This window comes from Rhodococcus sp. 06-235-1A, from assembly GCF_002258785.1.
In the GTDB taxonomy this organism is placed as follows: Bacteria; Actinomycetota; Actinomycetes; order Mycobacteriales; family Mycobacteriaceae; genus Rhodococcoides.
The window spans coordinates 263,543-289,107 of sequence record NZ_NOYI01000013.1; the positions used below are offsets into that span (position 1 = coordinate 263,543).

A 25,565-nucleotide genomic window follows, 5' to 3' on the forward strand; every position below is an offset into this window, starting at 1 on the left:
GATCCCGACTCTGCTGCTCACAGCCCGAACCGCTGCACCGGAACGGCAAAGTCGGACAGCCGGGGACGGCGCACCGTTCTCGGCGTGGGACGATGGGGGCACCCGTTCGCTCATTTCGAACACGCCAGCCGAAGGATACGAGTGCCCAGCTTCGCCGACACGACGTTCACCGATCCGTCCAGGATCAGGAACTTCTGCATCATCGCCCACATCGACCACGGTAAGTCGACGTTGGCGGACCGTATGTTGCAGCTCACGGGCGTCGTCGACGACCGGTCGATGCGCGCGCAGTACCTGGACCGGATGGATATCGAGCGCGAGCGCGGCATCACCATCAAGGCGCAGAACGTGCGGCTGCCGTGGGTCGTCGACGGCGAAGAGTTCGTTCTGCACCTCATCGACACTCCCGGCCACGTCGACTTCACCTACGAGGTCTCCCGCGCCCTCGAAGCCTGCGAAGGGGCGGTGCTGCTCGTCGACGCAGCGCAGGGCATCGAGGCACAGACATTGGCCAACCTGTACCTGGCTCTCGACAAAGAGCTCACCATCATTCCGGTGCTCAACAAGATCGATCTTCCCGCTGCCGACCCGGATCGCTACGCCGCCGAGATCGCGCACATCATCGGGTGCGAGGCCGACGACGTACTGCGCGTATCCGGTAAGACCGGTGTGGGCGTGGAAGAACTGCTCAACGAGGTCGTCAAGCTGGTCCCGGCTCCGGTCGGCAACCCCGACGGTCCGGCTCGCGCGATGATCTTCGACTCGGTCTACGACACCTATCGCGGTGTCGTCACCTACGTGCGAGTGGTCGACGGCGCGCTCAACCCGCGCGAAAAGGTCACGATGATGTCGACCGGCTCGACGCACGAGTTACTCGAGGTCGGCATCGTCTCTCCCGATCCCAAGGCCACCAAGGGCCTGGGCGTCGGCGAAGTCGGTTACCTGATCACCGGAGTCAAGGACGTCCGTCAGTCCAAGGTCGGCGATACCGTCACCACCTTCCGCAAGGGCGCAACCGAGCCGCTGACCGGCTACCGCGAACCGCGTCCGATGGTCTACTCGGGCCTTTACCCACTCGATGGCTCGGACTACCCGGACCTTCGTGATGCTCTCGAGAAGCTGCAACTCAACGACGCGGCCCTGACGTACGAGCCGGAAACGTCGGTGGCGCTCGGCTTCGGCTTCCGCTGCGGCTTCCTGGGTCTGCTGCACATGGAGATCACCCGCGAGCGGCTCGAGCGAGAGTTCAACCTGGACCTGATCTCGACCTCGCCCAACGTGGTCTACCGCGTCGAGATGGAGGACGGTGCCGAGCACATCGTCACCAACCCGTCGTACTGGCCCGAGGGCAAGGCGCGGGAAGTGTTCGAGCCGATGGTCAAGTGCACCATCATCTCGCCCAGCGAGTTCATCGGTTCCATCATGGAACTGTGCCAGGGGCGACGCGGAGAACTGGGCGGTATGGACTACCTGTCCGAGACCCGAGTGGAGCTGCGCTACACGATCCCCATGGCCGAGATCATCTTCGACTTCTTCGACATCCTCAAGTCCCGGACGCGTGGATACGCCAGCCTCGACTACGAGGAGATCGGCGAGCAGAGCGGCGCACTGGTCAAGGTCGACATCCTGCTGCAGGGTGAGGCCGTCGACGCGTTCTCGGCGATCGTGCACAAGGACGCTGCCGCGGCCTACGGCAACAAGATGACGACCAAGCTCAAGGAACTGATTCCCCGTCAGCAGTTCGAGGTGCCGATCCAGGCTGCCATCGGATCGCGCATCATCGCCCGCGAAAACATCCGCGCTATCCGGAAGGATGTGCTGGCCAAGTGCTACGGCGGCGACATCAGCCGTAAGCGCAAGCTGCTCGAGAAGCAGAAAGAGGGCAAGAAGCGGATGAAGACGATCGGTCGCGTCGAGGTGCCACAGGAAGCCTTCGTCGCCGCACTGTCCTCGGAATCTTCGTCGGACAAGCCCAAGAAGTAGCGCAGGCACGCACTCTGGCAACTTCGAGGTGCCTTCGCTCATGTCGAAGTAGCTGTAACACAACCTCTTCCAGCCCCGCACCGTGTTCTCGGTGCGGGGCTGGTCTTGTTGTCGGCGGTTATGTGATGTGGGGGCCGGCTCTGGCGTGGGATTGTCGGGGTTTTCGGTAGGGGTCGACGGTGGCGGGTGGGATGAACCACGGGTGGTTGTCGGCGGCGATGAACACTTCCCAGTCACTGTGGTGGATCAGTCGGTGGTGGAATCCGCAGAGCAGGACGAGGTTGTTCATGTCGGTGGGTCCGCCGTCGGCCCAGTGCCAGATGTGGTGGCCTTCGGTCCAGGCTGCGGGTTTGCCGCAGCCGGGGAAGGCGCACCCGTGGTCGCGGGCGGTGAGGGCGCGTTTCTGTTTCGCGGTGACGGTGCGTGCGGTGCGGGCGAGGTTGATCGGTGAGCCGTTCTCATCCATGACGATGGCGGTGAGGAGGCAGTCGCAGGCCAGTTGCCGGGACGTATTGCGGGAGAGTGGCCCCATCCACGGCAGCCACCCGACGGTGGTGCCGTCGCCGAACAAGTCGCGATACGCGCCGCGATCGGCGGTGGCTGGCCGGCTGTCGTTGTCGGATTCGGTTGCGATGCTGCCATTCTCAGAGTCAGAGTCAGAGTCAGAGTCAGAGTCGCTGTCGGCGTTCATGGTGCGGCGGAGGTCGGTGAGGTCGCGCAGGCTGATGTGCAGATTGAGGTGCGGTTTTTCGCCGCCTTCGGTGGGGCGGTTGCTGGAGGCGAGGTAGCGGTCGAGGATGTGCCCGAAGGCGTCGGCGCGCCGCCGGGCGGGGCTGCGTTCGTCTTGGGTACCGTCGGCGGCGGGTCGGGGTTCGGTGAGCGGTGAGAGTGCGGTGAGGAGTTTTTCTCCGGTGATGGCATCGAAGTCGGCCTTGAGCACCAGCCGCCCGTTGAGGGTTGTGGAGGCGAAGAGTTCGTTGCGGTCGGTGTCCTCGGGGGGCGGTTTCTTGCTGCCGTAGGTGTCCTCGAGTTTGGTGATCGCTTCGCGGATGCGGCCGGTGCGCGCTTGTGGTCCGGTCGCAGCCTTGATCATGGCGGCGCGGGCGATGTCCTGGCCTTCTTGCGGGAGGTTCTTCGGCGGTGTTTCGGCGAAGGCGAGGATCAGAGCGGCATGGTCGACGGACATGACGCCCGTGCTGACGGCGTCGGCGATGTCGGGGAAGTTCTTCAGTCCGCGGGCGAGGGCGACGATCTTGGTGGCTTTACCAGGGGAGAGCAGGGTGGTGGAGGTGAGCCAACCGGCGGGTCCGGGGAATCCGAGCTTCTCGCGGCTCACGCGAGTATCGATCTCGGCGACGAGGGCGATACGTCGGGCTTCCATCAACTGGATTCGGTGGGAGACATCAGCAGCGTCGGCGAGGAGTTCGCTTTCGCTCAGTTGCCAGATCTCCGTTGTCATGGATCAAGTGTATCGAACATGTGTTCGACTGACAATGATAGTCGAATCGAAAACTATTGCCCTGCAGAAGGATTCGATATCGCGATTCTGTCGGTGGCGTGTGGTAGCGGACGCATGTCGGGTGCGACAGACGAGGCCGTGGCCGGCGAGTACATTTCGAACCTGTGACTACGCCGATCTTGAAGCAGCTCCGTGTGCCCGTCGTCGGTGCGCCCATGGCGGGTGGCCCGAGTACTCCCGAACTCGCTCGCGCGGTCTCGGAGGCGGGTGGGCTCGGCATGATCGCGGGCGCATTACTGACACCTGAAGCCTTTGCAGCGCAGATCGATTCGGTTCGAGGACTGCCGTTCGGCGTCAACCTCTTTCTGCCGGAGGAACCGTCCGGTGCCGACGTGGCGTCCTATGCCGAACACCTGGCGTCCTGGTTCGAGCGGTTCGATGCCGAACCGGGGGAGCTGCTGCGACGAGACGACTTCTACGCCGAGAAGTTCGCATGGCTGCTCGAGCACCCGGTACCGCTGGTCTCGAGCACGTTCGCGACGTTCGACGCGGACGAGGTAGCCCAGCTGCACGCAGTCGGAACCGAGGTGTGGGCCACCGTCGCCACCGCGTCCGACGCGTCGGTGGCCACCGCCAACGGCGTCGACGCTCTCGTTGTGCAGGGACCCGAAGCCGGTGGGCATCGAGGTACGTTCGACGGGTCGGCCCCGGAGGAGCCGTTGGCCGAGCTGCTCGTTGCGGTCCGCGAGATCTCGGAACTCCCTCGCATCGCAGCGGGTGGTTTGATGGACGGCAACGACATTGCGCCACTGTTGGATTCGGGTGCAGCCCATGCCGCGCAGCTCGGGACTGCCTTCCTGAACACGCCTGAGGCCGGCACCAAACCAGTACACCGCGAACAGCTGACACTGGCTCCGAACACCGCAGTGACGAGGGCCTTCTCCGGCCGTCCTGCGCGGGGTCTGGTGAACGAGTTCATGCACGCGAACTCGGACGCTGCACCGCTGGCGTATCCCGATCTGCATTACCTGACCGCGCCGATGCGCGCGAAGGCCGCAGCAGCGGGTGACCCGTCGGGACTGTCGATGTGGGCCGGGACCGGCCATCGCCGCGCTCAGGCCGAGCCCGCCGCCGAGCTGATCGCCGAATGGGCGAGACAACTCGGCCGCTGAACCTACACGCAGCGACTACCGAAATTCCCCGTCAGGGGTTGGCGTGGGCGGGCTGGAAGTGTCCGGACGCCTGGGCTTCCTCGGCCCGGATGACGTGCACCACTGCGTTGATGAGGGCAAGGTGAGTGAACGCCTGCGGGAAGTTGCCGAGGTGACGGCCGGTGCGGTGGTCGATCTCCTCGGCGTAGAGCTTGAGTGGGCTCGCGTAGCCGAGTAGACGTTCGCAGAGGTGCTTCGCACGGGGCAGTTCGCCGATTTCCACCAGGGCAGAGACCAGCCAGAACGAGCAGATCGTGAACGTTCCTTCCTCGCCGGCCAAGCCGTCGTCGGTGGTGTCGGTTCGGTAGCGCAGAACCAATCCGTCCTCGGTCAACTCGTCGGCGATGGCGAGCACCGTGGCACGGATTCGCTCGTCGTCGGCCGGTAGGAATCGCAGCAGCGGTGCCAGCAGCAACGACGCGTCGAGCGACGGGTCGCCGTAGCGCTGGGTCAGCACTCCGCGTGCGTCGGTGCCGTTTTCGAGAATGTCGGCCTTGATCTCGTCCGCGATCTCGTTCCACTGGTCCGAGTAGTCCTTCTCGCCGTGGATATCGGCGAGCTTGGCACCGCGATCGAGCGCGACCCAACACATGAGCTTCGACGAAGTGAAGTGCTGCGGTTCGCCGCGCACCTCCCAGATGCCACGGTCCGGTTTGCGCCAATTGGCAATCGCTTCCTCGACCTGTCGTTTGAGCAGCGGCCACAGGAATTCCGGGACGTGCTCACGCGACTTGACGTGCAGGTACACCGAGTCGAGCATGGTGCCCCAGATGTCGTGCTGCTCTTGGTCGTAGGCCCCGTTGCCGATGCGCACCGGCCGCGCGCCGTCGTATCCGGACAGGTGCGGTAGCTCGCTCTCGTCGAGGGTCTTCTCGCCGCCGATGCCGTACATCACCTGCAGCGGATTGACCTCGCCGTTCGCCGTCGTGGCCACGTCCGACATGAACGCGAAGAAGTCGTTGGCTTCACGGTCCAGTCCGAGCGTGTAGAGGCCCCACAGAGCGAACGTCGAATCGCGCACCCAGGTGTAGCGGTAGTCCCAGTTGCGTTCTCCGCCCGGTGTTTCCGGGAGCGACGTGGTCGATGCCGCCAGCAGGGCACCGGTGGGCGCGTAGGTCAGGCCCTTGAGCGTCAACGCGCTGCGCTGCAGGTATCCCCGCCACGGGTGGTCGGGGAACCGGCCGATGGTGATCCACTGCCGCCAACACTCGGAGGTGCGCCACATCTTCTCCGCGGCTTCCTCGAAGGTTTGCGGCGAAGGAAGATCGGACCAGGACAGAGCGACGAACACATTGTCGCCCTCCGTCATTCGCGTTCGGGCCCGAGCCTCACGGCCCTCGATGCCGATCCGAAGATTGGTGGTCAACTTCAGCGTGGGCTGGTCACCGTCCGCGCTCGCCTCGCAGGTTGCGGTGGTCTCCTCGTACACCTTGCCGGTGTACTCCCAGTTCGCGGGTGCCCGGTGGTAGTCGAAGGCGGGCTCGCAGCTCATCTCCAATTCGACTGTGCCGCTCACGCATTTGATGGTGCGCAGCAGTATGTGTTCGGCATCCCAGTCGCTCGGTGCGCGCTTGTGGGTGCGAGAGCGTTGATCTGTGTTGTGCCACGGCCCCATGACGAGGGCGTCGCGCACGATCAACCAGCCGGTCTCGGTCTGCCACGTGGTTTCGACGATCAGACCGCCGGGCAGGTAGCGCCGCGCCGCGGGGACCGACTGGCCGTAGGGGCCGACGCGAAAGTGACCGGCGCTGCGATCGAGAATCGCTCCGAAGATGCTGGGGGAGTCCGGCCGGGGCACGCACATCCACTCGACGGATCCGTTCCGCGCGATCAGACAGGTGGTCTCGCAGTCCGAGAGGAACGCGTAGTCGTCGATCGGCGGAAAGGCGCTGCGGTAGGACGTCAGGGTGGACACCGGTGCGTCGGTACTGCCCAATGCTCCCTGAACTTCGATCCCGCCCAACTCTGGGTGCCCAGATCCCATCGCGGGCTCGTCGGCCACCGGAGGCACGGGCGAAACATCTTCGAATGCCGTCATGGCGTAATCATCGACGTAACGGTGGCAGTCGTCCACTGCTGGTCGTCGATCGGCGTGGCGTGGGCACCGGACGCGCTGGTTTAAGCTGCGAGGGTGGAACCGGTTGCGCGATGGTGGGACGGCGTCGAACTGTGGGTGACGGGCCTGCCGTTCGTACCGCAGGCGATCGTCGTGCTGCTGGTCATCGTGCCGACGGCGTTCCTGCTGGCACGGGTGTTCGATCGCCTCCTCGCGGTGGTCCTGCGCCTGCTCGGTCGCGACGCCCGCGCTGCTCGCGAGGCGGAGTCGACGGCTGCCGCCTCCACCACGACGAAGGATGGACAGTAATGCCACGGTCTCGGGTCACGCTGGCGCTCATCGCGCTGCTGGTACTGGTTGTCATCGCCTGGCTGCTCACTCGGTAGGGCCTCGTCGCCACGGCTCGGCCGACGGCTGCGCCGTCGAGTCACCGGGCGCGTCCGCTGAATTAGAGTCCGTCCGAAACCTCTGCTAGATTTCTGACCGTGTCTTCTGCCGCCGAGTACCGCGTCCGCCATCAGTTGGCGTTGATTGCTGTCGGCATGTTGGCAGTCGCCGATATCGACTGTTGTTGATTCTTTCCTCAGTCGAATCGATTCCTCGGGTCGCCTAGGTCCTATCGTGCTGTGCGCCTGCTCGGGGCCCAGCTCTCCCCGGCCCTGGGCTGGGGAGGATCTCTTGAATCTTCGTTGCGGGTTTCGGTCTCGCCTCGGTTCGACTGTCCTCCTGTCCGTTCTTCCCAGTCTCTTCTTCGTCACATCACGAAAGGCCACTCCACAATGAGGCATAGTTCTCGTTACCTCCTGACCACGTTCGCGGCTGTGGGAACTCTGCTACTGACCGCCTGCGGTGGCGGCTCGAGCGATGCTGTCGGTGGCGGATCGGACACCGCCAGCGGTCCTGCCTTGACTCTCGTGGGATACGCCGTCCCCAAGAACGGTTGGGACGCAATCGGTCCCGCTTTCGCAGCCACCGAGGACGGCGAGGGGACCGCAATCAACGCCGACTACGGCGCATCGGGCAACCAGTCTCGCAAGGTAGCCGACGGTGCACCCGCCGACATCGTGAACTTTTCGGTCGAACCCGATGTCACACGACTCGTCAAGGCCGGCAAGGTCGACGAGGACTGGAACCAGAATGCTTACGGCGGAGTGCCGTTCGGTTCCGTGGTGACGATCGTCGTGCGCGAAGGCAACCCGAAGAACATTCGTACCTGGGACGACCTGATCAAGCCCGACGTACAGGTCATCAGTCCCAGTCCGCTCAGCTCCGGCTCGGCCAAGTGGAATCTCCTTGCTCCGTACGCGGCGAAGAGCAACGGCGGCCAGGACAAGCAGGCCGGTCTCGATTTCGTTCGTACCCTCGTCTCCGACCATTTCCCGGTTCAGCCCGAATCCGGTCGCGCTGCAACCGAAGCCTTCCTGCAGGGCCAGGGCGATGCGCTGCTCAGCTACGAGAACGAGGCACTGCTGATCGAGGAACAAGGACAGAAGGTGGAGCACGTCGACGTTCCCGTCACGTTCCGCATCGACAATCCCGTGGCAGTGATCAACAGCAGTGCCAACCTCGATCGAGCGAATGCTCTGAACGATTTCATCTACACCGACGAGGGCCAGAAGATCTGGGCCGAGGCAGGCTTCCGACCGACGAACCCGGACATCGCCTCGGAGTACTCCGACAAGTTCTTCACCCCCGAAAAGCTCTACACCATCGACGATCTCGGTGGCTGGACGCAGGTGGACGCCGACCTGTTCGGCGACAACGGCGCAATCACGACGATCTATCAGGAAAGTACCCGGTAGAGAGCGATGTCATCTTCGAGCACCGAAACCGCAACTGCGGGTTCGATCTCCTCGCCCGGTACGAGACCTCGGTTTCGTGCCGGGCGTGAGGGCCGAAAGTTCAGGGGCCCGGGATCCGTGGGGCCGCTCGGTCTCGGAGTCGCCGTGCTGTGGCTCAGCGTCATCGTGCTGCTTCCGTTGGCGGCGTTGACGGTTCAGTCGTTCGACGGCGGACTCGGTGGGTTCTGGGATGCGATCACCGAAGCGCGTGCCATCGCCACCTTCAAGGTGACTCTGCTGGTGTCCGTTGCCGCCGCGGTGATCAACCTGTTTCTCGGCACTCTGATCGCGTGGGTCCTGGTGCGTGACGAGTTCCCCGGCAAGCGATTCGTCAATGCACTGATCGATCTGCCGTTTGCCCTGCCGACCATTGTGGCGAGCCTGGTGCTGCTGTCGCTGTACGGTCCGTCGAGTCCCATCGGTGTCGTGTTCAACGCCACCAAGCCCGCTGTCATAGTGGCGCTGTTGTTCGTCACGCTCCCGTTCGTGGTGCGTGCCGTGCAGCCCGTGCTGATCGAACTCGACAAGGACGTCGAAGAGGCTGCGGCCTCGCTGGGCGCGAACAACTGGACCATCTTTCGGCGCATCGTCCTGCCGGTCCTGCTACCGGCGGTGCTGTCCGGTGGCGGGCTCGCGTTCGCCCGCGCCATCGGCGAATTCGGGTCGGTGGTATTGATCGGCGGCAACATTCCCAACGACACGCAGGTCGCTTCGCAGTACATCCGTGAACTCATCGAATACGACCGGCCGATCGATGCAGCCGCAATCTCCGTGGTGCTGTTGGCAATTGCCTTCGCTGTGCTGTTCGTTCTGCGCATCATCGGTAACAGGTTGGCCAGACGGGAAGAGCAGATCTCGTGAAAATCGGTCTCCCGATCAAACTGTCCCTGCGTGCCGTCGCGCTGATCTATCTCGCCGTGCTCGTGTTGTTCCCACTCGGGGCCATCCTGTACCGCACTTTCGAGGACGGGGTGGTGACGTTCTGGGAGCAGATCACCACTCCCGCCGCACAGTCCGCGCTGCAACTGTCACTGTTGATCGTGGCCATAGTGGTGCCCATCAACGTCGTGTTCGGAATCGTCACGGCGTTGGCATTGGTGCGCGGCCGGTTCCGCGGCAAGGGGATACTCGAAGCGATCGTCGACCTGCCGTTTGCGGTGTCGCCGATCATCACCGGTGTCGCTCTGATTCTGCTCTGGGGTGCCAACGGGTGGTTCGGAGGCGTCGAAAGTCTCGGCTTCAAAGTGATCTTCGCGCTTCCCGGCATGGTGATAGCGACTATCTTCGTGACGCTGCCGTTCGTCGTACGCGAAGTCGAACCGGTTCTGTACGAGATAGGCGAGGAGCAGGAAGAAGCAGCATCGACCCTGGGTGCAAGTTCGTGGCAGACGTTCTGGCGCATCACCCTTCCGGCGATCCGGTGGGGCCTGACCTACGGCGTTGTACTCACCGTCGCGCGTTCGCTCGGCGAGTTCGGTGCGGTCATCATGGTCTCGACCAACCTGCCCGGTATCTCGCAAACACTGACTCTGTTGGTCAATTCACGGTATGAGGACTTCAATCAACAGGGCGCGTACGCCGCGTCCACGCTGCTGATGGCGATCGCCGTCATCGTGCTGTTGCTGATGACGGTTCTCGACAAGAAGAGGACGAAGTAATGACCGAGAAATCCTCCGAGATCGAGATCTCCGTCGTCGGTGCCAACAAGCACTACGGCGATTTCGCTGCTCTCGACAACGTCAGCATCGACATTCCCAAGGGATCGTTGACGGCGCTGCTCGGCCCCAGCGGCTCGGGCAAGTCCACTCTGCTGCGCTCGATCGCCGGCCTCGAGCAACTCGACTCCGGGCGGGTGGTGCTCGCCGGCCAGGACGTGACGTGGGTCAGCCCGCAGCGCCGCGAGATCGGCTTCGTCTTCCAGCACTACGCGGCGTTCAAGCACCTCACAGTGCGAGACAACGTCGCCTTCGGTCTGCAGATCCGCAAACGGCCGAAGGCCGAGATCGCCAAGAAGGTCGACGAGCTGCTCGAGATCGTTGGGTTGGCCGGTTTCCAGAGTCGCTATCCGGCTCAGCTCTCCGGTGGACAGCGCCAGCGTATGGCGCTGGCTCGCGCCCTCGCCGTCGACCCACAGGTGCTCCTGCTCGACGAGCCCTTCGGTGCGCTCGACGCCAAGGTGCGCGCCGATCTACGGACGTGGCTGCGTCGCCTGCACGACGAGGTGCACGTCACCACGGTTCTGGTGACGCACGATCAGGAGGAGGCGCTCGACGTCGCCGATCGAATCGCGGTGCTCAACAAAGGCCGAATCGAGCAGGTCGGCAGCCCAGAAGACCTGTACGACAGGCCCGCCAACAACTTCGTGATGTCGTTCCTGGGTCAGGTGGCCAAGCTGAACGGACTCCTGGTGCGTCCGCACGACATTCGCGTCGGGCGTGACCCGTCGTTGGCGCAGGCGCAGGCGAGCGGTACTGCCGAGTCGGCCGGTGTGACGCGTGCCGTCGTCGAGCGCGTGGTGCATCTCGGTTTCGAGGTGAAGGTCGAGCTGAAGAGTGCGGCTACCGGCGAACTGTTCGCCGCCCAGATTACTCGCGGTGACAGTGAGGCACTGGGACTGCGCGAGGGTGAGACCGTCTATGTGCGTGCGACGCGGGTACCGACGATTGCCGACGCCACCGACGTGGCGCGTGCCACTGCGGAGTCGTAGCGACGCGATGCCAGTTCGGCCACGGCCGGGTGTGCTCCGATGACGTCGGCGTGCACTACGTCGGGCCGGTCCGACAGTGCTGCCTCGACCCGGTCGGTGAGTAAGCCCGGAGCCAGGAACCACGGTGCCACGACGATACGAGTGGCACCCATCGCATGCAGTTGCGCGACCGCATCGGTGGCGGACGGGGAGACCGACGTCGCGAAACAGGTCACGGCCCCGACCCAGCCCGTCCCTGCGAGCAGTTTCTGCGCGATCACGCGGGTGCGCTGATTCGCCGGTGCTGCCGAGGAGCCGACCGCAGCCAAGGCGATGCCGACCGTCGAATCGTCCACTGCGACGCCGGTATCGGTGATTCGGTCTCGGACTGCCTCGATGAGGAGGCGGTCATCGCCCAGTACATCGGCCTGCACGATCGACACCTGGGGATGCCGCGTCTGCGCTGCGTCCAACAGCGCGGGCAGGTCGACTCTCGCGTGAAAGGCCTTGCCGAGCAACAACGGGACTGCGACGACGCGGGTATGACCAGCGTCTACAAGGGCGTCGACGACCTGCCCGACGCCTGGCTCGGTGAGGTCCAGAAACGCGACGCGAACGTCCAGATCCGGCCGCCGCCGACGCAGGACGTCGACGGCGCGGTGGATCGCTGCGCTCGAGCGCGAGTCACGGCTGCCGTGGGCGACCGCGATCAGTGCGCTCACGCCGGGACTGCCGACCCCAGCTCGACTGCGGCCAGAGCGTTGCCCACGAGCCCGGCAGCCAACGTGTTGCCGCCGGCCGGATCGATCAGCAGGAAGCTGCCCGTGTGCCGGTTCACGGCGTAATCGTCGGCCACGATGGGCTCGGCGACCCGGATGGAAATGCGACCGATCTCGTTGAGCTCCAACGACTCCGGGCCTTCATGTGCGGTGAGCTCCTGCTCGTCGAAGCGCTCGATCAGCGTCCCGACGATGGCCTGGGTGGTACGGGTGCCGTGCTTGAGCAGCAGACGAGCCCCAGGACGAAGCGGCTTCTCGGCAAGCCAGCACACCGTCGCCTCGAAGTCGGCGATCGGCTCGGGTGCGTCCTGCGGTGAGGCGATGGTGTCGCCGCGCGAGACGTCGACGTCGTCGGCGAGGACGAGGGTGACGCTGCGTCCGGCATGGGCCGTGCGTAGTTCGCCGTCGGCGGTGTCGATGCGCTCGACCGTCGTCCGAGTACCGGAGGGCAGAATGACGACCTCGTCGCCGACGTCGACGGACCCCGCGGCCACCTGTCCGGCGTATCCGCGATAGTCCGGGAATTCCGCTGTACGCGGCCGGATCACGTACTGCACGGGGAAGCGCAGACCGACACGGTGCGGCTCGGCATCGACCGGGACCGACTCGAGGTGCTCGATGAGGGTGGGGCCGTCGTAGTACGGGGTCTTGTCGGACTTCACCGCGACGTTGTCGCCGTGCAGTGCCGAGACCGGGATTTCGATGACATCGTCACTGGACCAGCCGAGCGAGGAAGTGAGCGAGTTGAACTCGGCCGAGATCTCGGCGAACACCGTGGCGGGGTCCTCGACCAGATCGATCTTGTTGACCGCGAGAACCAGGCGCGGAACGCCGAGCAGGGCGAGAACTGCTGCGTGCCTGCGAGTCTGAGTGATCACACCCTTGCGGGCATCGACCAGAAGGATGACGAGCTGAGCCGTCGACGCGCCGGAGACGGTGTTGCGGGTGTACTGCACGTGACCGGGGGTATCGGCGAGTACGAACGAGCGGTGCGGCGTCGCGAAGTAGCGGTAGGCGACGTCGATGGTGATGCCCTGTTCGCGCTCGGCGCGCAGGCCGTCGACGAGCAGCGACAGGTCGGGAGTGGACAGTCCCTTGTCCACCGAGGCGCGAGTGACGGCGTCGATCTGGTCTGCCAGAACGGATTTGGTGTCGTACAGCAGCCGTCCGACGAGAGTGGACTTACCGTCGTCGACGCTGCCCGCGGTGGCGAGGCGAAGGAGCTGAGTTCCTGTGCTGCTCATCAGAAGTATCCTTCTCGTTTGCGGTCTTCCATGGCAGCCTCGGAGACGCGATCGTCGCCGCGGGTGGCTCCGCGTTCGGTCAATCGTGACGCAGCTACCTCGGCGAGGATCGCCTGGTTGTCGGCGGCCTCGGACAGCACGGCACCGGTGGTGGATCCGTCGCCGACGGTGCGGTAACGCACCGAGAGGGTCTGCAGCTCCTCGTTCTCGGCCGGTCCGCCCCAGACTCCGGGGGTCATCCACATGCCGTCGCGCTGGTAGACGGGTCGCTGGTGGGCGTAGTAGATGCTCGCCAGCTCCACGTCGTCACGGGCGATGTAGCGCCAGATGTCGAGTTCGGTGAAGTTGCTGAGCGGGAATACGCGTACCTGCTCGCCGGGGGAATGCTTGCCGTTGTACAGGTTCCACAGTTCGGGGCGCTGCTTCTTGGGCTCCCACTGGCCGAACGCGTTGCGCAGCGAGAAGATTCGCTCCTTGGCACGGGCGCGTTCCTCGTCGCGTCGGGCACCGCCGAACACGGCGTCGAACCGATTCTCGGAGATCGCGTCGAGGAGGGGCACGGTCTGCAGCGGGTTGCGGATGCCGTCGGGACGTTCGGTCAGACGCCCGTCGGCGAGGTACTCCTCGACGCTGGCCACGTGCAGGCGCAGGTTGTACTTGGCGACGACGTGATCGCGGAAGTCCAGCACCTCCTGCAGGTTGTGGCCGGTGTCGACGTGGAGCAGCGCGAACGGCAGGGGAGCGGGCCAGAACGCCTTGATCGCCAGGTGCAGCAGAACGGTCGAGTCCTTACCGCCGGAGAACAGGATGACGGGGCGCTCGAACTCGCCCGCAACCTCGCGGAAGATGTGGATGGCTTCGGATTCGAGTGCGTCGAGGGTGTCGAATCGATCCGCGTCGAGATGGGTTCGACCGACGGTGGCCGAGGTGAGATCGAGTGTCATGAGGCGTGCAACCCACATTCGGTCTTGGCCTTGCCGGCCCAACGACCGCTACGCGGGTCGGCTCCGGGGGCAGGTTTGACGGTGCACGGTGCGCACCCGATGGACGGATATCCCTCGTCGACAAGGGGATTGACCAGAATCGAATGCTCGTCGATGTAGGCCTGCATCTGCTCGTCGGACCACGGTGCGATCGGGTTGATCTTGACCAGGCCGAAGGCGTCGTCGAACGAGATCAGCGGAGCGTTGGCGCGAGTAGGAGCTTCCACTCGCCGGATGCCGGTGACCCAGGCGCTGTAGTTCGCCAGTTCCTTCTTCAAGGGTGCGACCTTGCGCATGGCGCAGCAGCGATTGGGCTCGCGCGCGAACAGGTCCTTGCCCTCGATCGAATCCTGTTCTGCGACGGTCTTCTCGGCGCGAGCGTTGACGACGTGAACGCCGTAGACGGCCTCGACGGCGTCGCGCGTCCCGATGGTCTCGGCGAAGTGGTAGCCGGTGTCGAGGAACAGCACGTCCACACCGGGGTGAACCTGTGCTGCGAGGTGAACGAGAACCCCGTCCTGCATGTTGGAGGCAACGATGAAGTCGTTGCCGAAGTTGTCCTCGGTCCACTGCAGCAGCTCCAGCGGGCTGGCACCGTCGAGTTCACGGGCACCGCGCTCGGCGATGTCCTTCAGTTCCTCTACCGTCAAATTCAGCCTGGTACTCATCGCAAATCCGCCTCGTCTGCTCGCACGGCCCACTGAGCGAACCGTTCGCCGTCCTCGCGGTGCTTGTCGAAATTGCGCACCACTCTGTCGATGTAATCTCCCAGCTCGGAGCTGTTGACCTTGTGCTGGCGCAACTTCCGGCCGAACGCACTGTCCAGCCCGAGGCTGCCTCCGAGATGAACCTGGAAACCCTCGATCTGATTCCCGTCTCCGTCGTCGACCAACTGACCCTTGAAGCCGATGTCGGCGATCTGCGACCGCGCGCACGAGTTGGGGCAGCCGTTGATGTTGATCGTGATCGGGACGTCGAGTCGACTGTTGATGTCGGACAGGCGCTCTTCGAGCTCCGGTACGAGAACCTGTGAGCGCTTCCGGGTTTCGGCGAACGAGAGCTTGCAGAATTCGATGCCGCTGCACGCCATCAGGTTCTTGCGCCAATGCGAGGGCCGGGCAGGTAGGCCCAGCGCATCGAGGTCCGATATCAGCTGCTCTAGCGTCTCGTCCGGAACATCGAGGACGATCAGCTTCTGGTACGGCGTGAACCGGACGCGATCCGACCCGGCCTTCTCGGCAGCGTCGGCGACGGCCGCGAGAATGGTGCCGGACACCCGGCCTGCGATGGGTGCCACGCCGACGGCATTGAGCCCGTTCTTGAGCTTCTGGATTCCGACGTGATCACGGGGCCGAGCGGGCTTCTCGGGCGCCGGGCCGTCGATGAGCTTGCGGTGCAGGTACTCGTCCTCGAGAACCTGGCGGAACTTCTCGATGCCCCAGTCCTTGATGAGGAACTTCAGGCGCGCCTTGGTGCGAAGGCGGCGGTAGCCGTAGTCACGGAAGATCGACACCACGCCTTCCCACACATCCGGGACGTCCTCGAGGGGAACCCAGACGCCGACGCGTTGCGCGAGCATGGGGTTGGTGGACAATCCGCCGCCGACCCACAGGTCGAGACCCGGCCCGTGCTCGGGATGTACGACGCCGACGAAGGCGCAGTCGTTGATCTCGTGCACCACGTCCTGCAGGCCGGAGATTGCCGTCTTGAACTTGCGCGGCAGGTTCGAGTACTCGGGCTTGCCGATGTAGCGCTCGACGATCTCGTCGATGGCCGAGGTGGGATCGAGGATCTCGTCTACGGCCTCACCCGCCAGCGGAGAACCGAGCACCACACGCGGGCAGTCGCCGCACGCCTCGGTGGTCTTCAACCCGACCGCCTCGATTCGACGCCAGATCTCCGGGACGTTCTCGACCTCGACCCAGTGGAACTGCACGTTCTCCCGGTCGGACAGGTCGGCGGTGTCGCGGCCGAACTCCTGAGAGATCTGCGCCAGAGTGCGTAGCTGCTCGAGATTCAGCGCGCCGGCGTCGCAGCGGATGCGCATCATGAAGTACTTGGCCTCGAGCAGGTCGATGTTGTCGTCACCGGTGAAGGTGCCGTCGTAACCCTGCTCACGCTGGGTGTAGAGGCCCCACCAGCGGAAGCGGCCCCGGAGATCGCCCTTGTCGATGCTGTCGAAGCCCTGCTTGGAGTAGATGTTCTCGATGCGGGCACGCACGTTGAGCGGGTTGTCGTCCTTCTTGGACTGCTCGTTGGCGTTCAGGGGCTCCCGGTAACCCAGTGCCCACTGGCCCTCGGCTCGACGCTTGGTCGGCCGCGGCGTGCGCTCCCGTGGTGTGGCGGGGGCAGCGTCGGTGGTCGCGTCGCTGGTCGACGACATGCATTGCTCCTGCATCTTCTGTGCTGGCCGGCACCCGGGACGAGTGCGCAGACAATTGCGCACTCGATCGAAGCGGGAAACCGGTGGATCGAATGGACGTGCTCCAAGGAGGGCTGGTCAGCAGCCGGTCGTGTATCGACACGACGCGCTGCAGACACGGCCTAGATCGACATGGCGGCGCGCCACGAGTCGAATTCCTGAGTCGGTCACGGGTGCCATTGTGCCACGTCATCGGGGCAGCGGAAGACCGCGTCGGCTATTTACCCCGATTTCGGGGTAAATAGGCTGGCAGGGCAGCTGCGACAGTGCTGGGCGACGGGTGGAGAGAAGGGCCCGTGCTCTCTGGGAGACTGGAGACCGTGAATACCGTCGTACCCGTCCCGTCCACCTTCGAGTTGCCGATCGAGGCATTCGACGGCGTGGGGGACCGGGCGTTCGGAATCTACGTACACGTTCCGTTCTGCGCCACGCGGTGCGGCTACTGCGATTTCAACACCTACACAGCGGGCGAATTGGGCACATCGGCGTCGCCGCAGTCCTGGTTGGAGGGCCTGCGCCGCGAGCTGGACATCGCCGCGGGTCTGATCGAAGCGGGTACCGGTCGCGTTCCGACGGCCGACACCGTTTTCGTCGGCGGTGGTACGCCGTCACTCCTCGGGGGCGGCGGGTTGGCCGACGTGCTCGGTGCGGTCCGGTCGAGTTTCGGCCTGACCGACGGCAGCGAGGTGACCACCGAATCGAACCCGGAGTCGACGTCGCCGGAATTCTTCGACCGGCTCCGCGATGCAGGGTTCACCCGCATCTCGCTCGGAATGCAGTCCGCCGCACCGCATGTGCTCGCCGTCCTCGATCGCACCCACACACCGGGTCGGGCGGTGGCAGCAGCGAAGGAAGCGCGTGCGGCCGGCTTCGAGCACGTCAATCTCGATCTCATCTACGGCACTCCCGGGGAGCGAGACGGCGATCTGGACCAGTCCCTGGCCGCCGTGCTCGAGGCCGGCGTCGACCATGTCTCGGCCTACGCATTGATCGTCGAGGACGGTACCGCCATGGCACGCAAGGTCCGCCGCGGTGAGCTACCCGCCCCTGACGACGATGTGCTGGCAAGCCGATACGAACGCATCGACTCGGCCCTGAACGCCGCGGGCATGTCCTGGTACGAGGTATCGAACTGGGCCACCGACGCAGCCGCGCAATGCCGCCACAACATCGGCTACTGGGACGGCGGCGACTGGTGGGGCGCGGGACCGGGCGCGCACAGCCACATCGGCGGTACCCGCTTCTGGAACGTCAAGCATCCGGCTGCGTACGCAGATCGTCTGGCCACCGGCGTGCTGCCGGTGCACGGCAGCGAACTGCTCAGCGCCGAGGATCGGCACCTGGAAGAGCTGATGTTGACCGTCCGGCTCCGAACAGGAGTGCCGCTGACTCTGCTCGGGCCGGCCGAGCTCACCGCTGCCCAGCAAGCCGTCGCCGACGGGTTGATGGCGCGCAAGGGCGATCGACTGACCCTCACCGATCGAGGTCGGTTGCTCGCCGACGCAGTGGTGCGCAGCATCGCCGCTGCCTGAGAAACCCGGCTTCAGGCGCTCAGAGCGTCGTAGTCGAACACTCTGGCGTGCAACACCGTTCGATTTCGCAGTGCCGCACGCACAGCGCGGTGCAATCCGTCTTCGAGATAGATGACGCCGCGGAACTGCACGGCGTGGGGAAAGAGATCGCCGTAGAAGGTGGAGTCCTCGGACAGCAACCTGTCGAGTTCGAGCACCTTCGTGGTGGTGACGATTTCGTCCAGACGCAGCTGGCGTGGCGGAATGCGCGACCAGTCGCGGATAGACAGGCCGTGCTCGGGGTACGGCTTACCGTCGCGAACACCTTTGAAGATCATCGCGAGCCTCGAGCCGCTGGACCGAATCGAAAGAACGTTTCCACTCGGACCACAGTAAGGCCTTGCACGAGTATGCGTATCTCGGCTACTAGACTCGAGCGACGATTGGAAACGAGAACGGAGGTGGGCACCGATGTCGAGCACCGACGACAGGCGGTTCGAGGTTCTACGAGCGATCGTGGCGGACTACGTGTCCACCCAGGAACCGGTCGGTTCACGTGCTCTGGTCGAGCGCCACAACCTGGGCGTGTCGAGTGCAACCGTGCGTAACGACATGGCCGTCCTGGAGGCCGAGGGATACATCGCTCAGCCACACACCAGCTCGGGGCGGGTACCCACCGACAAGGGCTATCGCCAGTTCGTCGATCGAATCGCCGACGTCAAGCCGCTGTCGGCGGCCGAGCGCCGAGCCATTCTGGAATTCCTCGAGAACGGCGTCGACCTGGACGACGTGCTGCGACGCGGCGTTCGATTGCTGGCTCAGCTGACCCGCCAGGTCGCCGTGGTGCAGTACCCCACGCTGTCGGCGTCGTCGGTTCGGCATCTCGAGGTCGTGGCGCTCACGCCGGCTCGGCTGTTGTTGGTGCTGATCACCGACTCCGGGCGAGTCGATCAGCGGATCGTCGAACTCGGTGACGTGCTCGACGACGAGGATCTGGCGCAGTTGCGGCGGTTGCTCGGCGGGGCGCTGGAGGGCAAGCGGCTGGCTGCTGCATCTGCCGCGGTGGCCGAACTGGCAGAGAACTCTCCTGCCGGGCTACGGGACGCCATGATTCGTTCGGCCACGGTGCTGGTGGAATCGCTGGTCGAGCACCCCGAAGAACGCCTGGTACTCGGTGGAACGGCGAACCTGACGCGCAACGCCGCGGACTTCGCCGGAGACGCGGGGTTTCCCGGATCCCTCAGGGCGGTACTCGAGGCTCTGGAAGAGCAGGTGGTCGTTCTCAAGCTGCTCGCGGTGACACAGGACACGCGGACCGTCACGGTGCGGATCGGCGAGGAAACGCAGGTCGAAGAGATGCGCGGAACGTCGGTGATTTCCACCGGGTACGGGTCGGCTGGCATGGTCCTCGGAGGAATGGGCGTTCTGGGGCCCACTCGAATGGACTACCCAGGAACAATTGCCTCGGTCGCCGCGGTTGCCAGGTACATCGGCGAGGTCCTGGCCGAACGCTGAGACGAGCGAGAACCGATCGAACGACGGCCGCGGGGGCGTGGGCGGCCGCACACAGCAACAACGAACGAGATTCATCTTCTAGGACGAAAGAGACGACGTGGCACGGGATTATTACGGGACTTTGGGCGTCGGCCAGCAGGCTACGGACCAGGAGATCAAGCGCGCCTATCGCAAGCTGGCGCGAGAACTGCACCCGGACGTCAACCCGGACGAGGCCGCGCAGGCCCGGTTCAAGGACATCTCCACCGCATACGAGGTGCTCTCCGATCCGGAGAAGCGTCGCATCGTCGACCTCGGCGGCGACCCGCTGCAGCAGGGCGGCGGAGGCGGCGGCGGTGGATTCGGTGGAGCCGGATTCGGCGGTGGCCTCGGGGACGTGTTCGAGGCGTTCTTCGGCGGCGGTGCGGGTGGCTCCCAGCGCGGGCCCAAGGGCCGCGTACAGCCGGGCGCGGACTCGCTGCTGCGGACCAAGCTCACTCTCGACGAATGCGCCACCGGCGTGACCAAGCACATCACCGTCGACACTGCGATTCTGTGCGATCTGTGCACCGGCTCGGGCACCAACGGCGACTCCAAGCCGGTTCGCTGCGAAACCTGCGGCGGTGCCGGCGAAGTGCAGTCGGTGCAACGCTCGTTCCTCGGCCAGGTCATGACCAGCCGCCCGTGCCCCACCTGCCGCGGCGCAGGCGAGACCATCCCCGATCCCTGCCGCAAGTGTGGCGGCGACGGGCGCGTGCGGTCGCGTCGCGACATCTCGGTGAAGGTTCCGGTGGGCGTCAGCAACGGCATGCGGATCCGCCTGGCCTCACAGGGCGAGGTCGGCCCAGGCGGCGGCCCCGCGGGAGATCTGTACGTGGAGATCGTCGAACAGCAGCACGAGGTGTTCGTCCGCGACGGTGACGATCTGCACTGCACGGTGCGTGTCCCGATGGTCGACGCTGCACTCGGTACCTCGGTCAGCATCGACGCGATCATCGACGGGCCAACCGAGATCTCGATCGAGCAAGGCACACAGCCGAATTCGACCACAGTGCTGCGTGGTCACGGCATGCCCAAGCTGCGGTCCGGCATTCGCGGCGATCTGCACGCGCACCTCGAGGTCATCGTGCCGACCAAGCTCGACAGCAAGCAGACCCATCTGCTCGAGCAGCTCAAGTCGATGCGAGACCGCGATGCGGCGGAGGTCGTCACCACCGGTTCGGCGCACAGCGGCGGACTGTTCTCGCGGTTGCGGGAAGCCTTCAGCGGTCGCTGATTCCATGGCCCCGACGGTCTTCTATCTCTCGCCGCTGCCGAACGTCGGCGAGCTCGCAGTGCTCGACGGCAAGGAAGGGCACCACGCCGCGACGGTACGACGCATCCGCGTCGGCGAGCGAGTGCTACTCGGTGACGGTGCAGGCGGCTTGGCCGACGCGATCGTCGCCGCGGCGGAGAAGAACCGACTGGAACTGACCGTGCAATCGCGCAGCGAGATGCCGCGTCCCACTCCGGTGGTAACGCTCGTGCAGGCATTGCCCAAGGCGGACCGATCGGAACTCGCCGTCGAGCTCGCCACCGAGGCAGGCGTCGACGCTGTGGTGCCGTGGCAGTCCGCGCGATGCGTCGCACGGTGGGAGGGCCCGAAGGCATCCAAGGGTGTCGCGAAGTGGCGGAGCACCGCAGCCGAGGCCGCCAAGCAGTCGCGTCGGGCATTCATCCCCGAGGTCTCCGAGCTGCACGATTCGCGTGCGGTCAACGTCTTCGTGCGCGGCGTCGTGGAGCGCGGCGGAATCGTGGCGGTGCTGCACGAGGCGGCAACCTCGGCGTTCCGGGACCTGCCGTTCGACTCGGTGCCCGAGGTCGCGATCGTCGTCGGACCCGAGGGCGGGCTCGACGACAGGGAGGTCACCGCCCTGACCGAGGCGGGTGCGACGCCGGTGGTGCTGGGCCCGACGGTGCTGCGGACCTCGACGGCAGGAGCTGTGGCTCTCGGCGCGCTGGGTGTCCTCACCTCGCGGTGGGCCCAACTACCGCCCGACTTCCAGAACGCATGAGCGCGCGGATCAAGATCGCGTACGGCGATCACCCGGAGCAGTTCGGCCACCTCTATCTGCCGGCCGGGCCGATGGATCACCGGACGCCGGTGGTCGTGGTGGTACACGGCGGATTCTGGAGTGGGCAGTACGGATCGAACCTGGGCACCCAGTTCGCGCGCGCTGCCGCGGGAGCCGGAGCGGTGGCGTGGAACATCGAGTACCGACGCGTCGGCGCAGGTGGGCACTGGCCTGAGATGCAAGCTGATGTGACCGCAGCACTCGACGTGGTCGCCGGGGAACTGCAGCACCACGCCCCGGTGGGAATCGCCGACGTACGCGTCATCGGGCACTCCGCAGGCGGGCACCTGGCAGTGTGGCTCGGCGGTGAGACCGGCACGAAGGTCCGCCCGTCGCGCATCGTCTCGCAGGCCGGCGTGCTCGATCTGGAGCCGCGCGGTGCATCGGGACGCACCAACCCGGCGGTCGAGGCGCTGTTGCAGGCCCGATACGAGGACGATCCCGACCTGTACCGGTCGGCCTCACCCGCGGCCCGCGCGCCCCTCGGCATCCCGACGATCGCCCTGCACGGATCCGAGGACATCCAGGTCCCGGCGGCGCAGAGCGAACGGTACGTTGCGCTGGCGTGCGCTGCCGGAGACGACGCGCGACTGACGATCGTGCCGGGGGAAGACCACTTCGCTTTCCTGAACCCCGAATCGCGGTGTTGGGCGCTCTCGCTCGACGCGGTGCTCGGTGCCACCAGCGAGTAATGGGAATGCGCATCGTTGCTGCGGCGTTAAACTCGATTCATACCAAGTGCACGTCCGAGAAGCCGACACCAGAGAGCAGGCCATAGCCACCACGTGAGTGAACACAGCGAATTTCCCGCCGAGCGTGACGTTCGGTCCACCTTGGAACTCGCCCCCGAAGCAGTGATGCCACTGCTGGGACAGTCCGACGAGAACCTGCGGGCGCTCGAGCAGATGCTGACGGCAGATATCCACGTACGAGGAAACGCCGTGACGCTCACCGGAAAAGTGGCCGATGTGGCGCTGGCCGAACGGGTGATCTCCGAGTTGGCCGCGCTGGCCAAGCGTGCTCAGCCACTGACTCCCGATGCGGTGCGCCGATCGATCGCCATGCTCACCGAGGGCGTGTCGGATTCACCGGCCGAGGTGCTGAGCCTCGACATCCTCTCGCGCCGCGGCAAGACGATTCGGCCCAAGACGCTGAACCAGAAGCGGTACGTGGATGCGATCGACGCCAACACCATCGTGTTCGGCATCGGCCCGGCCGGTACCGGCAAGACGTACCTGGCGATGGCGAAGGCCGTACAGGCATTGCAGACCAAGCAGGTCAGCCGCATCATCCTGACGCGTCCTGCAGTGGAGGCGGGGGAGCGCCTCGGCTTTCTTCCCGGAACGCTGCACGAGAAGATCGACCCGTACCTGCGCCCGCTGCACGATGCGTTGCACGACATGATGGACGACGAAGCGATCCCCAAGCTGATGCAGGCCGGGGTCATCGAAGTCGCCCCGCTCGCCTACATGCGCGGCCGCACGCTCAACGACGCATTCATCATTCTCGACGAGGCGCAGAACACCACGGCCGAGCAGATGAAGATGTTCCTGACCCGACTCGGATTCGGATCGAAGATCGTCGTCACCGGCGACGTGACTCAGGTCGACCTTCCCGGTGGCGCGCGATCCGGGCTTCGTGCGGCATCGGAGATCCTCACCGACGTGGACGACATTCATTTCGCGCAGCTCACCAGCAGCGACGTGGTGCGGCACCGCCTGGTGTCGGAGATCGTCGACGCATACGAGCGCTTCGAGTCGGCATCGGAGGGTGAGATTCCCAACCGCGCGCAACGCCGCACCGGTGGACCGCGTTCGGCGAGAAGATGATTCAGGTGTACGAAACGACAGGCAACGAGAGCGTGGGTAGTGGCTAGATGAGTATCGAAGTGTCCAACGAGTCGGGGATGGACATCTCCGAACCCGAGCTGGTCTCGGTCGCACGGTTCGCGATCGCCGGCATGGACGTGCATCCTGCCGCGGAACTGTCGATGGTGCTGGTGGATTCGGCCACGATGGCAGATCTGCACATGCGGTGGATGGATCTGCCCGGCCCCACCGACGTGATGTCGTTTCCGATGGACGAACTCGAGCCGGGCGGTCGTCCCGATGCGCCCGAGCCCGGACCGGCCATGCTCGGCGACATCGTGCTGTGCCCGTCGTTCGCCGCGGATCAGGCTGCCGCCGCAGGGCATTCGCTCGAGCACGAGCTCGCGTTGCTGACCGTGCACGGGGTGCTGCACCTGCTCGGCTACGACCACGCCGAGCCGGACGAAGAGAAGGAAATGTTCGAGCTGCAGAACCGCCTCCTGGCCGAATGGTACGAGGACGCCAGGCGAGCAGAGCAGGATGCCCAGCAGGCCGCCCGCGATGCCAGGCTCCTCGGCAAGGCCGGTTTCGTCGACGGTGTCGATCGGTGATGGACGCGATCCCCGCCGTCGTAATTCGGAGTAGTCGCGCGTGAGCAGTGCTGTTGCACTCATCGTGTTCGCTGTCCTTCTGGTGCCTCTCGGAGGCCTGTTCGCCGCCGTCGATTCCGCGCTGAACACGGTGTCGCGGGCGCGCATCGACGACATGGTCAAGGACGAGCGGCCCGGCGCCACCGGCCTCGTCGTCGTGGTCGCCGACCGCCCCCGCTACGTCAACTTGATGGTGCTGCTGCGCATTCTGTGCGAAATCGGCGGCACCGTGCTGCTCGCGGGCGGTCTGACGCAACTGATCGATTCCACGACGGCGTTGGTGATCACGGCAGTGGTCATGGTGCTGGTCAGCTACGTGGTGATCGGAGTCGGCCCGCGAACACTCGGTCGGCAGAACGCGTACTCGATCGCGTTGGCAGCAGCGCTGCCGCTGCGTGCACTCGGGTGGTTGCTCGGACCGGTCAGCAGACTGCTCATTCTCATCGGTAATGCGATCACCCCCGGAAAGGGATTTCGCAACGGCCCCTTCGCCTCCGAGATCGAACTCCGAGAGTTGGTGGACATGGCCCGCGAGCGCGGCGTCGTGGCCGACGACGAACGGCGAATGATCCAATCGGTGTTCGAGCTGGGCGACACCTCCGCCCGAGAGGTGATGGTCCCGCGGCCCGAGATGGTGTGGATCGAATCCGACAAGTCGGCCGGTCAAGCCACGTCGCTCGCCGTGCGCAGTGGCCATTCACGCATCCCCGTGATCGGCGAGAACGTGGACGACGTCGTCGGTGTCGTCTACCTCAAAGACCTTGTGCAGCAGACGTACTACTCCACCGACGGCGGACGCGGGGTGCAGGTGTCGGAGCTGATGCGTCCGGCCGTGTTCGTTCCCGATTCCAAGGCACTCGACAGTCTTCTCGCCGAGATGCAGCGCGATCGCAACCACATGGCACTGCTCGTCGACGAGTACGGGGGCATAGCGGGCCTGGTGACCATCGAGGACGTCATCGAGGAAATCGTCGGTGAGATCGCCGACGAATACGACTCGGACGAAGTAGCGCCCATCGAGGAGCTCGACGACGGTCGGTATCGAGTGTCCTCCCGCTTGCCGCTCGAGGACCTCGGCGAGATATTCGGCATCGAGATCGAATCCGAAGAGGTCGACACGGTCGGTGGACTGCTCGGACACGAGCTCGGCCGCGTGCCGCTGCCCGGTGCTCAGGTGACGACCCACGGACTGCTGCTGGTCGGTGAAGGTGGGGCAGACCCCAAGGGGCGCGTCCGCATCACCACCGTGCTGGTCGAAAAGATCGAACCCGACGAAGAATCCACCGAGGACGACGACTCGTCGGACGTCACTCACCAACACTGA

The 25,565-nt window shown here is 65.2% G+C and carries 24 protein-coding genes; 16 read left to right on the top strand and 8 right to left on the bottom strand.

Features of this window, described 5'->3' with window-relative positions:
• Positions 1–135 precede the first annotated feature (135 nt).
• Positions 136–1,983, top strand: a complete 1,848-nt coding sequence (gene lepA, locus CH275_RS14285) for a translation elongation factor 4 (protein ID WP_045194648.1) — start codon at positions 136–138, stop codon at positions 1,981–1,983.
• Between the two features lie 118 nt (positions 1,984–2,101).
• Here the strand turns inward: lepA and CH275_RS14290 are convergent, their stop codons facing one another.
• The gene (locus tag CH275_RS14290) at positions 2,102–3,442 is read right to left on the bottom strand and encodes an HNH endonuclease signature motif containing protein (RefSeq protein ID WP_094678993.1); all 1,341 of its coding nucleotides are present in this window, start codon (positions 3,440–3,442) and stop codon (positions 2,102–2,104) included.
• Between the two features lie 164 nt (positions 3,443–3,606).
• On the opposite strand from CH275_RS14290, the gene CH275_RS14295 reads away from it, so the two are divergent.
• Positions 3,607–4,614: a nitronate monooxygenase gene (locus CH275_RS14295; protein WP_032379183.1), complete on the top strand. Its 1,008-nt coding sequence runs from the start codon at positions 3,607–3,609 to the stop codon at positions 4,612–4,614.
• Between the two features lie 31 nt (positions 4,615–4,645).
• On the opposite strand, the gene CH275_RS14300 is transcribed toward CH275_RS14295, so the two are convergent.
• Positions 4,646–6,691, bottom strand: a complete 2,046-nt coding sequence (locus CH275_RS14300; protein ID WP_032379574.1) for a glycoside hydrolase family 15 protein — start codon at positions 6,689–6,691, stop codon at positions 4,646–4,648.
• A gap of 93 nt (positions 6,692–6,784) precedes the next feature.
• On the opposite strand from CH275_RS14300, the gene CH275_RS14305 reads away from it, so the two are divergent.
• The 6 genes from CH275_RS14305 to CH275_RS14325 all read left to right on the top strand — a co-directional run bounded on the left by CH275_RS14305 (position 6,785) and on the right by CH275_RS14325 (position 11,257).
• Positions 6,785–7,018, top strand: coding sequence for a hypothetical protein (locus CH275_RS14305; protein WP_032379182.1), 234 nt, complete (start codon positions 6,785–6,787; stop codon positions 7,016–7,018).
• Positions 7,019–7,194: 176 nt separating this feature from the next.
• Complete coding sequence (locus CH275_RS30390; protein ID WP_310180897.1) at positions 7,195–7,284, top strand: Ms4533A family Cys-rich leader peptide; 90 nt, start codon at positions 7,195–7,197, stop codon at positions 7,282–7,284.
• 204 nt (positions 7,285–7,488) lie between these two features.
• Entirely contained in the window at positions 7,489–8,511 is a 1,023-nt protein-coding gene (locus CH275_RS14310) for a sulfate ABC transporter substrate-binding protein (RefSeq protein WP_032379181.1), read from the top strand.
• 6 nt (positions 8,512–8,517) lie between these two features.
• Positions 8,518–9,411, top strand: coding sequence for a sulfate ABC transporter permease subunit CysT (gene cysT / locus CH275_RS14315; RefSeq protein WP_256991024.1), 894 nt, complete (start codon positions 8,518–8,520; stop codon positions 9,409–9,411).
• Positions 9,408–10,208, top strand: a complete 801-nt coding sequence (cysW, locus tag CH275_RS14320; RefSeq protein ID WP_094678995.1) for a sulfate ABC transporter permease subunit CysW — start codon at positions 9,408–9,410, stop codon at positions 10,206–10,208. The genes cysT and cysW overlap by 4 nt, the downstream gene beginning before the upstream one ends.
• Complete coding sequence (locus tag CH275_RS14325) at positions 10,208–11,257, top strand: sulfate/molybdate ABC transporter ATP-binding protein (RefSeq protein ID WP_094678996.1); 1,050 nt, start codon at positions 10,208–10,210, stop codon at positions 11,255–11,257. The genes cysW and CH275_RS14325 overlap by 1 nt, the downstream gene beginning before the upstream one ends.
• Here the strand turns inward: CH275_RS14325 and CH275_RS14330 are convergent.
• The 5 genes from CH275_RS14330 to CH275_RS14350 are packed head-to-tail and all read right to left on the bottom strand — an operon-like array spanning position 11,185 to position 16,625.
• Entirely contained in the window at positions 11,185–11,958 is a 774-nt protein-coding gene (locus CH275_RS14330; protein ID WP_094678997.1) for a sirohydrochlorin chelatase, read from the bottom strand. The two genes, CH275_RS14325 and CH275_RS14330, sit on opposite strands and share 73 nt — an antisense overlap.
• On the bottom strand, positions 11,955–13,259 hold the full coding sequence (locus tag CH275_RS14335; RefSeq protein ID WP_094678998.1) for a sulfate adenylyltransferase subunit 1: 1,305 nt from the start codon (positions 13,257–13,259) through the stop codon (positions 11,955–11,957). Before CH275_RS14335 ends, CH275_RS14330 begins: the two co-directional genes overlap by 4 nt.
• Positions 13,259–14,203, bottom strand: coding sequence for a sulfate adenylyltransferase subunit CysD (gene cysD / locus CH275_RS14340; protein WP_037193075.1), 945 nt, complete (start codon positions 14,201–14,203; stop codon positions 13,259–13,261). The genes CH275_RS14335 and cysD overlap by 1 nt, the downstream gene beginning before the upstream one ends.
• A complete protein-coding gene (locus CH275_RS14345) occupies positions 14,200–14,910 on the bottom strand; it encodes a phosphoadenylyl-sulfate reductase (protein WP_032379572.1) in 711 nt (236 codons plus the stop codon). Before CH275_RS14345 ends, cysD begins: the two co-directional genes overlap by 4 nt.
• Positions 14,907–16,625, bottom strand: a complete 1,719-nt coding sequence (locus CH275_RS14350) for a nitrite/sulfite reductase (RefSeq protein ID WP_094679276.1) — start codon at positions 16,623–16,625, stop codon at positions 14,907–14,909. Before CH275_RS14350 ends, CH275_RS14345 begins: the two co-directional genes overlap by 4 nt.
• A 359-nt stretch (positions 16,626–16,984) precedes the next feature.
• Between CH275_RS14350 and hemW the strand changes: the two genes are divergently transcribed.
• The gene (gene hemW, locus CH275_RS14355) at positions 16,985–18,196 is read left to right on the top strand and encodes a radical SAM family heme chaperone HemW (RefSeq protein ID WP_094678999.1); all 1,212 of its coding nucleotides are present in this window, start codon (positions 16,985–16,987) and stop codon (positions 18,194–18,196) included.
• An 11-nt stretch (positions 18,197–18,207) separates the two neighbouring features.
• Here hemW and CH275_RS14360 read toward each other — a convergent pair whose 3' ends face one another.
• A complete protein-coding gene (locus CH275_RS14360; RefSeq protein ID WP_032379172.1) occupies positions 18,208–18,513 on the bottom strand; it encodes a type II toxin-antitoxin system VapB family antitoxin in 306 nt (101 codons plus the stop codon).
• 133 nt (positions 18,514–18,646) lie between these two features.
• Between CH275_RS14360 and hrcA the strand changes: the two genes are divergently transcribed.
• From hrcA to CH275_RS14395, 7 genes are all read left to right on the top strand, one after another.
• Complete coding sequence (gene hrcA / locus CH275_RS14365; protein WP_094679000.1) at positions 18,647–19,690, top strand: heat-inducible transcriptional repressor HrcA; 1,044 nt, start codon at positions 18,647–18,649, stop codon at positions 19,688–19,690.
• A gap of 97 nt (positions 19,691–19,787) precedes the next feature.
• Positions 19,788–20,945, top strand: coding sequence for a molecular chaperone DnaJ (gene dnaJ, locus CH275_RS14370; protein WP_094679001.1), 1,158 nt, complete (start codon positions 19,788–19,790; stop codon positions 20,943–20,945).
• A gap of 4 nt (positions 20,946–20,949) precedes the next feature.
• Complete coding sequence (locus CH275_RS14375; protein ID WP_094679002.1) at positions 20,950–21,723, top strand: 16S rRNA (uracil(1498)-N(3))-methyltransferase; 774 nt, start codon at positions 20,950–20,952, stop codon at positions 21,721–21,723.
• Positions 21,720–22,475, top strand: a complete 756-nt coding sequence (locus tag CH275_RS14380; protein ID WP_094679003.1) for an alpha/beta hydrolase family protein — start codon at positions 21,720–21,722, stop codon at positions 22,473–22,475. The genes CH275_RS14375 and CH275_RS14380 overlap by 4 nt, the downstream gene beginning before the upstream one ends.
• Before the next feature lie 93 nt (positions 22,476–22,568).
• The gene (locus tag CH275_RS14385; protein ID WP_094679004.1) at positions 22,569–23,612 is read left to right on the top strand and encodes a PhoH family protein; all 1,044 of its coding nucleotides are present in this window, start codon (positions 22,569–22,571) and stop codon (positions 23,610–23,612) included.
• Between the two features lie 47 nt (positions 23,613–23,659).
• Complete coding sequence (ybeY, locus tag CH275_RS14390) at positions 23,660–24,202, top strand: rRNA maturation RNase YbeY (protein ID WP_094679005.1); 543 nt, start codon at positions 23,660–23,662, stop codon at positions 24,200–24,202.
• 40 nt (positions 24,203–24,242) lie between these two features.
• A complete protein-coding gene (locus tag CH275_RS14395) occupies positions 24,243–25,565 on the top strand; it encodes a hemolysin family protein (protein WP_094679006.1) in 1,323 nt (440 codons plus the stop codon).

Coding starts and splice junctions, on each gene's coding strand:
- CH275_RS14335 (WP_094678998.1), bottom strand. CDS start 13,259: ATGAGCAGCACAGGAACTCAGCTCCTTCGCCTCGCCACCGCGGGCAGC.
- CH275_RS14375 (WP_094679002.1), top strand. CDS start 20,950: ATGGCCCCGACGGTCTTCTATCTCTCGCCGCTGCCGAACGTCGGCGAG.
- CH275_RS14310 (WP_032379181.1), top strand. CDS start 7,489: ATGAGGCATAGTTCTCGTTACCTCCTGACCACGTTCGCGGCTGTGGGA.
- CH275_RS14290 (WP_094678993.1), bottom strand. CDS start 3,442: ATGACAACGGAGATCTGGCAACTGAGCGAAAGCGAACTCCTCGCCGAC.
- CH275_RS14350 (WP_094679276.1), bottom strand. CDS start 16,625: ATGTCGTCGACCAGCGACGCGACCACCGACGCTGCCCCCGCCACACCA.
- CH275_RS14345 (WP_032379572.1), bottom strand. CDS start 14,910: ATGAGTACCAGGCTGAATTTGACGGTAGAGGAACTGAAGGACATCGCC.
- hrcA (WP_094679000.1), top strand. CDS start 18,647: ATGTCGAGCACCGACGACAGGCGGTTCGAGGTTCTACGAGCGATCGTG.
- cysD (WP_037193075.1), bottom strand. CDS start 14,203: ATGACACTCGATCTCACCTCGGCCACCGTCGGTCGAACCCATCTCGAC.
- ybeY (WP_094679005.1), top strand. CDS start 23,660: ATGAGTATCGAAGTGTCCAACGAGTCGGGGATGGACATCTCCGAACCC.
- CH275_RS14360 (WP_032379172.1), bottom strand. CDS start 18,513: ATGATCTTCAAAGGTGTTCGCGACGGTAAGCCGTACCCCGAGCACGGC.
- cysT (WP_256991024.1), top strand. CDS start 8,518: ATGTCATCTTCGAGCACCGAAACCGCAACTGCGGGTTCGATCTCCTCG.
- CH275_RS14300 (WP_032379574.1), bottom strand. CDS start 6,691: ATGACGGCATTCGAAGATGTTTCGCCCGTGCCTCCGGTGGCCGACGAG.
- CH275_RS14380 (WP_094679003.1), top strand. CDS start 21,720: ATGAGCGCGCGGATCAAGATCGCGTACGGCGATCACCCGGAGCAGTTC.
- CH275_RS14325 (WP_094678996.1), top strand. CDS start 10,208: ATGACCGAGAAATCCTCCGAGATCGAGATCTCCGTCGTCGGTGCCAAC.